The following is a 12255-nucleotide window of genomic DNA, read 5'->3' on the forward strand; positions in this document are numbered from 1 at the left end:
TTTAACCCTATATCAATTACTCTAATGATGCAAAGTGCACCCGGTGCTTTGCCACCATGTTGAACATGGAGGATATATGTCTATAGAACAGTTGAAAGATTTATTTGGTAATCAAGACGCGATTTTAGAACTCGTTCAACTTGAAGGTGGCGCGTTGGCTCTACGCAATGCAGGCTCACATAAACAGCCTTTGGTAATGATTCAATTTAATGATGAGGTGAAAGCTCTACTTGGAGAGCAGACGCCCGTGATTGCGCAACAGATGATTCAGGCAGCACTCTATGGCTTGCTGGAACAGCAGGTCAATGAATGGCAGGCTGAAGTTGTGGATGAAGAACCAAAGTATATGAGTTAATCGTTGAAATTTATTTAGAAAGCACACTATCGGTGTGCTTTTTGAGTTTTATAGGTTATTAAATTAGGCAGATTTTAAGTACCATAAAAACGTTCATTTGAAATGAAGATGAAAAATCAGTATTTTAAAATTTAAGTCGTGAGCAGTCTGAAGCCAGTGTGTTAATAAAATCTTTGGCTCAGAAATATATTGACGTCCATAAAAAAAGTTGCCAGATCCGGCAACTTTTTTATTTGGCGTTTATTCAAAGAAAAACTTTAATGAGAAGGCGTATGCTGATGCGCGATCTCAATCTGGTTCAAAATATGATTGCTCATATTTTTTGCCATTTCTTCTTTGGCATAATAAACCGCACCGACATTATCCCGACGAATGGCTTCAGCCTCTTCCTTGCTTTCCGCACAGACCAGTACCTGAATTTGTGGATTCAAGGTCTTGGCAATATCGACGATTTTATGAATATCGATGATATCCATAGGGGAGATGACCAGTAAGCGCGCATGCTGAATATGTGCCTGAATCAGGACCCCGGCTTCAGTGGCTGCACCAGAAACCGCAGCAATACCTTTTTCTCGTAGGTTTTCGACGATGTCACGGTTTTCTTCGGCAATGACCACCTTGATGTTTTCTTCCATCAATGAGCGGGTAATGCGACGCCCGACCTCACCATGGCCAATAATGACCACTTGATCGCGCAGGTAATCCTGTGAGACTTCATCAGGTAACATTGCTAGAGGGTCACCACTGCGTTCTAGTAAGCGGGCCAGGGTCGAGCGTTCCCGAATCCATTTCTGTACCGGCTCAATCGCGGAAAAGATAAAGGAGTTAAGCGTAATCGAAATTAAGGCACCTGCCAGAATCAGGTTTTGACCTTCCAGCGAAAGCAGATTGAGCGAAACACCGAGTGCAGCCAAAATAAAGGAGAACTCACCAATCTGTGCCAGCGAAGCACCGACGGTTAAGGCGGTATTGATCGGATAACGGAAGAACAGCACGAGTGCCATCGCGGCAATAGTCTTACCAATCATGATAATTGCGACTACGGCCAGCACATGTAAAGGTTGTTCCAGCAAAATGCGCGGATCAAACAGCATGCCGACGGAAACAAAGAATAAAATCGAGAAAATTTCACGCAGTGGCAAAGTTTCCTCTTCGGCGCGATGACTAAAATCGGACTCTTTCACCACCATTCCGGCAAAGAAAGCACCCAGTGCCATCGACACGCCAAAGACTTTATAGGCACCAAAGGCGATTGAAACGGCGGCAGCCACCACTGTTAAAGTAAACAGCTCACGTGAACCAAGACGTGCCACGACCTGTATGATCATCGGAATCAATCGTTTACCGATAATCAGCATGAAGGTAATAAAGCCTGCGACTTTGAGCAGAGTAATACCTAAGGTGAGCCAGATATTCTCATCGCTTGCGCCTTCCAGCGCCTGCCCCCCTAAAAGCACCGCAGTGGCAGGTAACAGTACCAGCGCCAAGACCATAACCAGATCTTCGACCAGTAACCAGCCAACAGCAATCCGGCCATTGATCGAATCGAGCAGGCCACGATCACCGAGTGCTTTGAGTAGAACCACAGTACTGGCACAGGACAGGCTTAGGCCAAAGACCAGCGCTGAGCCAAAGCTCCAGCCCCACAGCATCGAAACTCCGACCCCGAGCAAGGTGGCAACTGCAATCTGTAAAATCGCACCAGGCAGGGCAATCCGGCGGACCTGCATCAGATCGTTCAGGGAAAAATGCATCCCGACACCAAACATCAGGAACATGACGCCAAGTTCTGCCAGCTGGTTGGCCAGATGAATATCACCGACCACACCGGGTGTATGGGGACTAATCAGAATGCCGGCAATGAGATAGCCGATCAAAGGGGGAAGACGCAGCCGTGCAGCGAGATAGCCAAAGACCAAAGCTAAGCCAAAACCAACAGCCAGTAATATAATGAGCTCTACGTCATGTGGCACTAAATACTCCTTTAGCTAGGTTTGCTGGGAAATAAGCACAAAAAGTGCCAAAACATGCAGAAAGTTTATCAAGCTGGATAAAAAAAGTGCAAAAAAAACGACCCGCAAAGGTCGTTTTTTTAAAGAAACTAAAATTATTTGATTTTAGCTTCTTTGAAGATTACATGTTGACGGATTTTTGGATCAAATTTTTTGATTTCCATTTTTTCCGGCATAGTACGTTTGTTCTTAGTCGTGGTATAGAAATAACCTGTACCAGCTGAAGAAACTAAGCGAATTTTATCACGCATGGTTCAGACTCCTTAGATCTTTTGACCTTGAGCACGTAGGTCAGCAACAACCTTTTCAATGCCCAATTTGTCGATAATACGCATACCTTTAGTGGTTAAACGAAGACGTACAAAACGTTTTTCGCTTTCTAACCAGAAACGGTGGTGGTGCAGGTTCGGCTCGAACCGGCGCTTAGTTTTGTTGTTGGCGTGTGAGACGTTGTTACCAACGACTGGACGCTTGCCGGTAACTTGGCAAACCTTAGACATGGTGTAACTCCATTGATTTAGCCAACAGCAAATCTGTATGGCCAGTCAAAAATAAACGGATTGAAATCATTCAAGGGGCGTTTTATATCAAAAATGCGCTTAAAAGACAAGCGATTTTCGTCAAAACGCGGCACGAACTATATCGATAGCTCATGCCTTGATCATTTAGCGGAGAAGTGTCTTCGAAATCAGCTTGTGAATCGGTTTATTGAACGGTGGCAGAATGTATTTCAAGCTATACAGCTTTGGATTCGACATTACTGAGCGTTCATGCGACAAACTGAAGAAGCCTTCTGGGCCATGGTATTTCCCCATACCTGATGCACCGACACCCCCAAATGGTAGATCGTCCTGCGCAACATGGGTCAGTACCGTATTTTGCCCGAAATGCCCTGAATGGGTACGCTGTGCGACATAATCGGCACGCGCCTGATCAAAGTCGAAGTAGTATAAAGCAAGTGGGCGTGGACGGCTATTAATAAAGTCGATGACATCGTCAATTTGATCATATTCCATGATCGGTAACAGTGGGCCAAAGATTTCATGCTGCATGATCTGCATCATCGGGGTGACATTGGTCACGATGGTCGGTGCAATCTTGCGCAGATCAGCCGAGTTTTCACTGCGTGGATTAATTTCAATAACTTGCGCACCCTGTTCGCGAGCATCATCCAGATAACCTTGCAGACGGTTATATTGTTTGTCATTGATAATCGAGGTGTAATCCTGATTATGGGTGATATCCGGATACATGCTTTCGACACAGGCTTTAAAATGGTCAATAAACTCAGCCGTCTTGCCACGAGGCAGGAACATATAATCTGGCGCTACACAGGTCTGACCGGCATTCCACAGTTTGCCCACCGCAATCCGCTGCGCAACATCACGTAGATCAATTGATGGATGCACCAGTACCGGCGATTTACCGCCTAGTTCCAGAATCACCGGAACCAGATTTTCGGCAGCGGCTGCCATGACGGTTTTACCGACCGCAGTTGAGCCAGTGAAAATCAGTTTATCGAAAGGCAAGCGACAGAAGGCATCTGAAATTACACCGCCACCATTCACTACAGCGACCAATTCTTTAGGGAAGGCTTCAGCCAGCGCTTTTTCCAGGACTTCACCAAAAGCAGCCGATGCACTGGAAATTTTGATCATGGCATGGTTGCCGGCAGCCAGTGCGCAAATCAGAGGACCAATCGACAACAACAGCGGATAGTTCCATGGTGCGATAATCCCAACCACGCCCAAAGGCTGATATTGTACCCAGGCTTTAGCCGGCTGATGAATAATGCCCACATGACGCTTGGAAGGTTTCATCCATCGAGTCAAGTTTTTGCTGTAATATTTGATATGTTCCAGACAGGTGAGCAGTTCACCAATCTTGGTTTCCCCAATGGAACGGTTACCATAGTCCTGATTAATTGCATCAGCAAATTGATCTTGATACTTAACTAAGATACGCTTAAGTCGAGCTAAACGATCGATACGTTCCTTTGCAGTCGGCAGAGGGTAGTGTAAGTAAGCGTGTTTTTGTTGCGCCAAGACTTCATTCAGATATTGGCTATCAAAAAAATGTGGTGTCATTGATGTTGTTTTTGTGTGACTGTTCATGCCGCACTACCATTATTCAAAAATCGATTAATTAATTTTTAGAGCAAATACTCTAATTAGTCAAGTGACTTTGTGTGTTAGCCTGCTAATGCATGAACTGAATGGTTATTTTAGGATGTCCCAAACCAAAACCTTAAAAACTAAAGAGCGTATCTTGCAGCTCAGTTTGCAGCTGTTTAACGAGCGTGGCGAACGATCGGTAACCACCAATCACATTGCGGCTGAACTCGGCATGAGCCCGGGTAACCTGTATTATCATTTCCGCAATAAAAATGAAATTATTAAAGAATTGATGGAACAGTACCAGCACCAGACCCTGGAAATGCTGGCGCTGCCGGATGACCGTGCGCTGGATGCCAATGACAAGGTGCATTATTTTCAGGTACTGAGCAGCCAGTTGTGGGCTTACCGTTTCCTGCATCGTGATGTCTATCATCTGGTAGAAAATAACGAAGATTTTCGCAAGATGTATCCACGCTTTGCCGGGCAGGTCATGCAGCAGGGCCAGAAAATCTATAAAGGCTTTGTTAATGCAGGCCTGATGGACATGACCGATTCAGAAATTGAAGCACTGATCATTAACCTGTGGATTGTACTGACCAACTGGACCAATTTCCTATATATGTCAGGTCATTTGACCGATTCCAATACGCTGGAAGAAAAATGGGTCTGGCAGGCACTCCGTCAAATGGTATTCTTGGAAGGGGCGTATTTACGTGGTGAAAGTCGTCAAACCTATGAAGGTTTATTGAGTAGTTTGGGCTCTTCGGAACTTTTTGCCAGCCTGTCGTCATCTAAAGATTCTGAATCTGAACAAACTATTCAGAATATCCAAGAAACGCGCTAGAATACTCGGCTTATTTTTAATTTAACTGATTAGTGACTTAAACCAACATGAATATGACGACTGCTAACACCGCACGTTTATTGATTACTTGTGAAGACAAGCCGGGCATCGTGCAGGCTGTTTCGAGCTTCTTGTATCATCAAGGTGCCAACATTACTGCGCTTGACCAATATGCGACAGCAGCGCAGGGCGGACGTTACTTCATGCGCGTTGAATTTGAATTAGATAATCTTCAAAGTCGTAAAGAAAGTATTATCCAGACTTTTGCAGCGAATGTGGCAGAACGCTATGGCATGCAATGGCGTCTGGCTCTGGTCAGTGATGTGAAAAAAGTCGGTATTCTGGTGTCTAAAGTCGATCATGCCTTGCTTGAGCTGTTATGGCGTCATGCGCGTGGTGGTCTGCCTTGTGAAATTACCAAAGTAGTATCGAATCACGAGACTTTACGCGAAGCAGTTGAAAATTTTGGCATTCCATTCGAAGTTGTGCCGGTGACCAAAGACAACAAACCTGAAGCTTATGCAGAAATCGACCAGTTGATGCAGGGCAATGACCTGTTGGTGCTGGCGCGTTATATGCAGATTCTGGATGAAGAATTTGTCAGCAAGTGGGAAATGAAAGTGATCAACATTCACCATTCTTTCCTGCCGGCTTTTGTAGGTGCCAATCCGTACAAACAGGCCTATGAAAAAGGCGTGAAGCTGATCGGTGCAACTGCGCACTATGTGACTGCTGATCTGGATCAAGGTCCGATTATTGAGCAGGATGTGGAGCGCGTGAACCATGACTTTACTGTTGAGCAGTTACGTGAACTCGGTCAGGACGTGGAACGTAATGTATTGGCCCGTGCGGTAAAATGGCATTTGGAAGACCGTATTATTGTCGATGGCAACAAGACTGTCGTGTTCCAATAAGACTTGCATTGAGTTTTAAAAAGGCATACTTTTAGTGTGCCTTTTTTGTTTTGATGCAAAAAAAGTCAGTCAAAGGTAGGATTAGCGGTTGCAAATGAAAACACTTCTCATTTATTATTGGCATACTTTAATTGTGCTAACCGATGAGCTTGATAGTTTGTTCCACATCATCTCCTCAAGGTAATAGATTTAATGAGTCAAGTTGCTGCGCCCCAAATGCCTACACCGCCGAATCAGATGAAAAAGAAAGTCATCTCTATCGTGGCGGCTGTACTGGTTGGGCATGTGGGTGTGTTATATGCGATCAGCCAGATGAAAGCACCTGAGCTGACACCCATTGATAAGCAACCCTTAAAAGTGCGCTTTGTTAAACTCCAGGAAGCGCCAAAACCTTTACCGCCAAAGCCGAAGGCCGAGCCACAAAAAGAGCCGCCTAAGCCTAAAGAAGTCAAAATTGTCGATAAACCGCTGCCACCACCACCGAAAAAAGTAGAAAAAATCGAGCAGGTGAAAAAGGCTGAAGCGCCAAAAGTGGTTAAAGCACCGCCAGTTGAAGCAAAACCAACCCCAAGTCCGGTTGTACCGACAGTGGTCACTGAAACTAAAGTAAAATCGGCACCCGCTCCAGTCGCGCCACCTGCGCCTGTGGCACCGCCAGCACCTGCTGCGCCGCCATCACCGAAAAGTGTATCGATTGGTGGGGGCGTGTCCTGGCAGCGTTCACCAAAAGTCTCACTCTCTGCAGGTGAATTAAAATCAGCCTGTTCACTGGTAGTAGACGTTTCAGCGAATGAGCAGGGTAAAGTGGTCTCTGCGACTGCACGAAATTCAAGTTGTAGCCCGGCGGTAACGCGCAAAGTAGAAGCAGCGGTACGTCGTGCACAACTCACCAAATATGTTGAAAATGGTGTGGCTTATCCAACACGCGTGGAACAGCCTTTCGATTTTCAGGTTAAATAACGGCTCACCCATTAGGAGTTCGAATATGAACTTTTCAGTTTATTGGCAACACGCTGATGCAGTCAGTAAAACACTGTATTTCGTGTTATTGGCAATGTCGATTGCGACATGGACCATATTTGTGCTGCGTTTGATGGGCACTCGCCAACTGAAACAGATTGCCTATGCTCAGTTATCTAAGGCATTGGAACAACTGAAAACCAAACTGGCTCCTTTGGGCTTTGAACAGCGTAAGGCAGTGGCAGAACAGGCGCTGTTACGCCAGATTTCAGCAGAAAAAGCCAATGCCGAAAAAGGTGTATCAGTTTTGGGTACCATCGCATCGATCTCTCCATTTGTCGGTTTGTTCGGTACGGTATGGGGCATCTTCCATGCGCTGGTTGCTGTTGGTAAAAGTGGTCAGGCTGGTCTGGCACAAGTAGCAACTCCAGTCGGTGAAGCCTTGATTATGACGGGCTTAGGTCTGGCAGTCGCAATTCCTGCGGTACTGGCTTATAACATCTGTGTACGTGCTAATCGTGGCTTGGCTCATGAATTACAGGATCAGGCACACGGTCTGTTGATTGATACCATGCTGCAACAGGAATCTGCTGCAAAAAAGTCTGATGAAAAAGTAACACAACAGAGTTTCGTGGGAGGTCAAGCTTAATGGCTTTTCAACTGGGTGAAGACAACGATGTAGGCATGAATGAGATGAACCTCATTCCCCTCATCGACATTATGTTGGTATTGATGATCATCTTTCTGGTGACAGCGACCGTTGCGAACCCATCAATTCCATTAACCTTGCCACAAACGACTGCGGAGATTATCGATCTGCCGCCTGAAAATGTCACGATTAGCATCAATGCCGAAGGTGACATTGCCTGGAATGGCGATGTACTGACGCTAGAGCAGCTTGAAACCCGTTTTAATGAAGCGGGCCAAGCTGAACGTCAGCCGACCATTGTGCTGAAAGCGGATAAAGAATCACGTTATGACTCAGTGGCGCAAGTCATGTCGCGTGCGAGTGGAGCCGGACTCAGCGATATTGCTTTTGCAACTGATAACTAAGATTTAGGTAATAAAAAAAGCGACTGATTGCAGTCGCTTTTTTTATGCCCATTTTTCATGAAACTTAATGGGTTTTTAAGAGGGTCGTAAATTTGCTGCGTAATTTATTCAATTTTGGAGGAATGGCAAAATTACAATAGCCCTGGGTCGGGTTCTTGGCAAAGAAGTTTTGATGATAGTCTTCCGCCGGATAGAAAGTTGGGGTAGGGCTCAGTTCAGTCACCACATTGATGCCATCGGCTTTCAGGGCATTGATCGCCTGCTGCGCCTGTTGCTGCTGCTCATCATTCAGATAATAAATCACAGAACGGTACTGGGTGCCGACATCATTGCCCTGACGGTTTAATGTAGTTGGATCATGGGTCGCAAAAAATACATCGAGCAACTGGGTATAGTTAATCTGGTTTTCATCGAAATCGATCAGAATGACTTCGGCATGGCCGGTATTGCCACCACAGACATCATCATAGTTTGGCTGAGTTGTGTGCCCACCTGCGTAACCGCTGACGACCTGCTGAACCCCCTGGATCTGTAAAAATACGGCTTCAGTACACCAAAAGCATCCCCCACCGAAAAGTGCCTGTTGCATGGTTGATTCCTCATTCAATTAAATAACTCAATCGGGCTGATGGTTAAATTCCAGCTCATCAGTATGAAAGATAAAAAAGCCTGTCCATACAGGCTTTTTGTAGGGAAGTATTAACGCGGCTGAACAGCACTTTCCAGCTGGATCAAGAGATTTCCATGGCGATCCAGTAATTTTAAGGTTTTACCAAATACTTGATAATGCGTCACTTTGGCTAAAGCTTCATTAAATTTCTGATCAAGCTGATCGTTGTTCATGCAAGCCATACGGGTAGTGGCCATTTGGCTCAGGGTCAGCGTGTCTTTCGCTGCTGTATAACTGCCCATAATCCGGTTACAGCTATCTGAACCTGAAACGCGCTGGGTACTGGCATCAAATTGCAGACTCGGAACATTGCGTGCGGTTGGCGCAGTCTTGATTTCAGTATTACCAATCTGGGTCGCAATCCAGGTACGATTTTGCAAAAGTTGTAAATGATTCGCGGTTTGTGTCGTGGCTGTATTGGGCACAGTTTCGCAGCCCATGACCGTTAGAACCGAGCCTAAAATCGCGATTGCAGTTAATTTTTTTAGCATGAGAGATACTCTGATCATTGACTAGCTATTTGTATATAAACAAAAAAATGATCAAGGTTCCAGTTGATTTTGTATCTTTATTGAAGTGGATTTGCTACACAGTTATCGCATGTCGGGTTTTGGTAGGCCCTGCCGGATCAGGCGTGAATAGTCCTGACTGGAGAGATTAGCGGTGCGTTCTACCCGTGGATTGACATGCGCGCGTTGATACCAGGTGCGCATATCCCAAGACTGTTCTAGTACTTTAAGATCATAGAGATAATTCGGTAAATAGCCGGAGGCCAGCAACCGGTAATCTGAGGGTAGCTGTTGTTGCGATATCGCCTGAACCATATCAAAGACTAGTGTGGTGCAATTACTGGTCAGGGTATTGTACCATTTTGGCTTTTGGGCCAGCTCATCGGCCTGACGCAGATATTCCTTGAATAGCGCTTTAGCCTGAGCTTGCGGCATTTTGACTGGGAAAAAATAGACCTGTTCACCACGGACATTGCTACGGGTATAGACAATATCCTTTTCATCCGATGCGACCAGACTCAGTTCATATTTTCGGAAAAAGCCACCAATCGCTGAAAACTCTTCATTCTTTTCCTTGCGGATTTCAATCGAGAAGGTGAGTGGCTTTTGATTGGCAAAATCGAAGCTGACCAGGGTATGGGCAATTTTAGGCCCCATCCAGTAGGAAGTAATGATGTTCACGCCAGTAATCTGATTCAGATCAAAACTGCGGCTTTCCCAGCGTTCGATATAGCGACCATCGGCCTGCCAGTCAAAGTTGCGGATATTGTGTAAGGTAACCTGATCGCCTTGCTGCTCATAATGCAGAAGCTGGGAAACCTCAGGATTCCACTCTCGATCCTGACGCGCTTCCAGACTGAAATATCCTAGCAGACAGAATAAAAAGGCCAGAAGATAAAGAACGCTATCGACTTGGCGGGAGATCAGATGCCGGGTGAAATAAATCCCGAGAACGACCAGTGCAAAGGTCAGCCAGAGTCCAATCAGCATCAAGCTGCCGATTTTTCCAATAGGTTGATGCACCCAAAGCATCAGGCTGAGCCACAAACTCGACAGAATGACGAATAAAGTAAACAGACTGCTCAGCAGCCACAGACTCCAGTGCCTGGAAATATATTCGCGTCCCTGCATCATCACTTTTTCATGAGAAATAGGTTTTATTTTCTGTAGGTTGCGAACTCAAAAGCAATGCCGGTTTTGTCGTCGATATGTTGCTCGGCAGCGACTTTTTTAAATTCTGCTGGAATCGCTGGATAATAGGCATCGCCCTGTACATCCAGTTCGACATGGGTCAGTTCCAGACGGTCTGCAATATCCATAGTCTGTTTAAAGATTTCACCACCACCAATGATGAAAATGGTTTCAGGTTTTTCTGAAGCCTTTACATCTGCAACGGCCTGACTCAGCGCATCTTCAATGCTATAAGCGACTTTGGTGCCTGCAAATGCCCAGTCTGGATCACGGGTAATGACCCAATTCACCCGTTTAGGCAAGGTACGTCCCATCGATTCTAGTGTCTTGCGACCCATCACCACCACACCGCCTTGGGTGATTTCCTTGAAGTGTTTCAGGTCGGCAGAGATATGCCAAGGTAGGTCATTGCCCTTGCCGATACAACGCTGCTGATCCATGGCAACGACGTGTACAACTTCTAAATCTTGAAATGACATGTATTGAATCCTTCTTATCAAGCCCAAAGTCCTTCGTGTAATTTTTTACTGGTACGAAAGAAAGGTTAAAAATCTATATTGATTGCCTTCATGCTTTAGGGCTAGGAATATATTTTGAAAGGAGGTGGCGATTCACGCGTGGTAAAAAACCTCTTCCTAGCCCTCTCCTAGGAGGAGGGGGAACTTTATAATAAAGAAAATTAAACAGCGACAGGGGCTTTAATTCCTGGATGAGATTCATAACCGACAATTTCGATATCTTCAAATTTGAAATCGAACAGGTCTTTAATCTCGGGATTTAGTTTTAATTGACAAAGGCCGAGTGGCTCACGGCTGAGCTGTAATTGTGCCTGTTCAAAATGATTGCTGTACAAGTGGGTATCGCCACCAGTCCAGACAAAGTCACCAACCTCCAGATCACAGACTTGCGCGATCATATGCGTCAACAAAGCATAGCTGGCAATATTAAATGGTACACCCAAAAATACATCGGCACTGCGCTGATACAACTGACAAGACAATTTGCCATTGTGCACAAAAAACTGGAACAGGGTATGGCAAGGGGGTAAGGCGACCTGACCCGCTTCATTCGGGTTCCAGCCGGACACGATCAGACGACGCGAATTCGGATTAGTTTTAATTTCATTGATCAACCATTTGATCTGGTCAAAACCGTCCTGATTATAGCTATTGTCTGCATTCTTGCTGGCCCCAAAATTACGCCATTGATGGCCGTAAACTGGACCCAGTTCGCCTTCAGGACGGCCAAAACGTGCAGTCTGTTCTGCGGTCGCCCATTCATCCCAAATCGAGACTTTATTGTCTTTTAAATACTGAACATTGGTATCACCTTTCAGGAACCACAACAGTTCAATCACGATAGAACGGAAATGAACTTTTTTGGTGGTGAGTAAAGGAAAACCTTGGGAAAGATCAAAGCGCATCTGATGACCAAATACCGAACGTGTACCTGTACCGGTACGGTCGCCTTTATCGCCGCCGTTGTCGAGGATATGTTGTAAAAGGTCAAGATATTGGCGCATAGTTCTCTCTATTTGAATCTGTTGAAAATTGCCGTTTTAAGAGCAGAACGGATTATTTTATAATCAATTTTCTGTCGAAAGGGACAATTTAAATTGCGCACATCATAG

General features: G+C 45.5%; 15 protein-coding genes. 6 read left to right on the forward strand and 9 right to left on the reverse strand.

Annotated elements, in window-relative coordinates:
* Positions 1–76: 76 nt before the first annotated feature.
* Entirely contained in the window at positions 77–355 is a 279-nt protein-coding gene (locus tag AC1IR0_RS07290) for a hypothetical protein (protein ID WP_004278462.1), read from the forward strand.
* 257 nt (positions 356–612) lie between these two features.
* Here the strand turns inward: AC1IR0_RS07290 and AC1IR0_RS07295 are convergent, their stop codons facing one another.
* The 4 genes from AC1IR0_RS07295 to AC1IR0_RS07310 form a co-directional block, all read right to left on the reverse strand.
* A complete protein-coding gene (locus tag AC1IR0_RS07295; RefSeq protein WP_409651836.1) occupies positions 613–2328 on the reverse strand; it encodes a cation:proton antiporter in 1716 nt (571 codons plus the stop codon).
* A gap of 134 nt (positions 2329–2462) precedes the next feature.
* Complete coding sequence (gene rpmG / locus AC1IR0_RS07300) at positions 2463–2618, reverse strand: 50S ribosomal protein L33 (protein ID WP_001205031.1); 156 nt, start codon at positions 2616–2618, stop codon at positions 2463–2465.
* Positions 2619–2630: 12 nt separating this feature from the next.
* Entirely contained in the window at positions 2631–2867 is a 237-nt protein-coding gene (rpmB, locus tag AC1IR0_RS07305) for a 50S ribosomal protein L28 (RefSeq protein WP_000048256.1), read from the reverse strand.
* A gap of 165 nt (positions 2868–3032) precedes the next feature.
* Positions 3033–4481, reverse strand: coding sequence for a coniferyl aldehyde dehydrogenase (locus tag AC1IR0_RS07310; protein WP_005261753.1), 1449 nt, complete (start codon positions 4479–4481; stop codon positions 3033–3035).
* A 115-nt stretch (positions 4482–4596) separates the two neighbouring features.
* Between AC1IR0_RS07310 and AC1IR0_RS07315 the strand changes: the two genes are divergently transcribed.
* From AC1IR0_RS07315 to AC1IR0_RS07335, 5 genes are all read left to right on the forward strand, one after another.
* Positions 4597–5328, forward strand: a complete 732-nt coding sequence (locus AC1IR0_RS07315; protein WP_034437998.1) for a TetR/AcrR family transcriptional regulator — start codon at positions 4597–4599, stop codon at positions 5326–5328.
* A gap of 47 nt (positions 5329–5375) precedes the next feature.
* Positions 5376–6242: a formyltetrahydrofolate deformylase gene (gene purU / locus AC1IR0_RS07320; RefSeq protein ID WP_004647410.1), complete on the forward strand. Its 867-nt coding sequence runs from the start codon at positions 5376–5378 to the stop codon at positions 6240–6242.
* A gap of 192 nt (positions 6243–6434) precedes the next feature.
* Positions 6435–7202 (forward strand): energy transducer TonB, encoded by a 768-nt coding sequence (locus AC1IR0_RS07325; protein WP_253101226.1) that lies wholly within the window; start codon positions 6435–6437, stop codon positions 7200–7202.
* Positions 7203–7227: 25 nt separating this feature from the next.
* A complete protein-coding gene (locus tag AC1IR0_RS07330) occupies positions 7228–7851 on the forward strand; it encodes a MotA/TolQ/ExbB proton channel family protein (protein ID WP_005250649.1) in 624 nt (207 codons plus the stop codon).
* Positions 7851–8255 (forward strand): ExbD/TolR family protein, encoded by a 405-nt coding sequence (locus AC1IR0_RS07335; protein ID WP_004278434.1) that lies wholly within the window; start codon positions 7851–7853, stop codon positions 8253–8255. Before AC1IR0_RS07330 ends, AC1IR0_RS07335 begins: the two co-directional genes overlap by 1 nt.
* A 64-nt stretch (positions 8256–8319) precedes the next feature.
* On the opposite strand, the gene msrA is transcribed toward AC1IR0_RS07335, so the two are convergent.
* The 5 genes from msrA to thyA form a co-directional block, all read right to left on the reverse strand.
* Entirely contained in the window at positions 8320–8844 is a 525-nt protein-coding gene (gene msrA / locus AC1IR0_RS07340; RefSeq protein WP_409651845.1) for a peptide-methionine (S)-S-oxide reductase MsrA, read from the reverse strand.
* Between the two features lie 110 nt (positions 8845–8954).
* A complete protein-coding gene (locus tag AC1IR0_RS07345) occupies positions 8955–9416 on the reverse strand; it encodes an META domain-containing protein (protein ID WP_005245935.1) in 462 nt (153 codons plus the stop codon).
* Between the two features lie 102 nt (positions 9417–9518).
* Positions 9519–10568: an Lnb N-terminal periplasmic domain-containing protein gene (locus tag AC1IR0_RS07350; RefSeq protein ID WP_409651849.1), complete on the reverse strand. Its 1050-nt coding sequence runs from the start codon at positions 10566–10568 to the stop codon at positions 9519–9521.
* Between the two features lie 23 nt (positions 10569–10591).
* A complete protein-coding gene (locus tag AC1IR0_RS07355) occupies positions 10592–11104 on the reverse strand; it encodes a dihydrofolate reductase (protein ID WP_004278430.1) in 513 nt (170 codons plus the stop codon).
* A 200-nt stretch (positions 11105–11304) separates the two neighbouring features.
* Positions 11305–12147: a thymidylate synthase gene (gene thyA / locus AC1IR0_RS07360; protein ID WP_004278429.1), complete on the reverse strand. Its 843-nt coding sequence runs from the start codon at positions 12145–12147 to the stop codon at positions 11305–11307.
* Positions 12148–12255 lie beyond the last annotated feature (108 nt).

This window comes from Acinetobacter sp. 129952 (assembly GCF_056642055.1).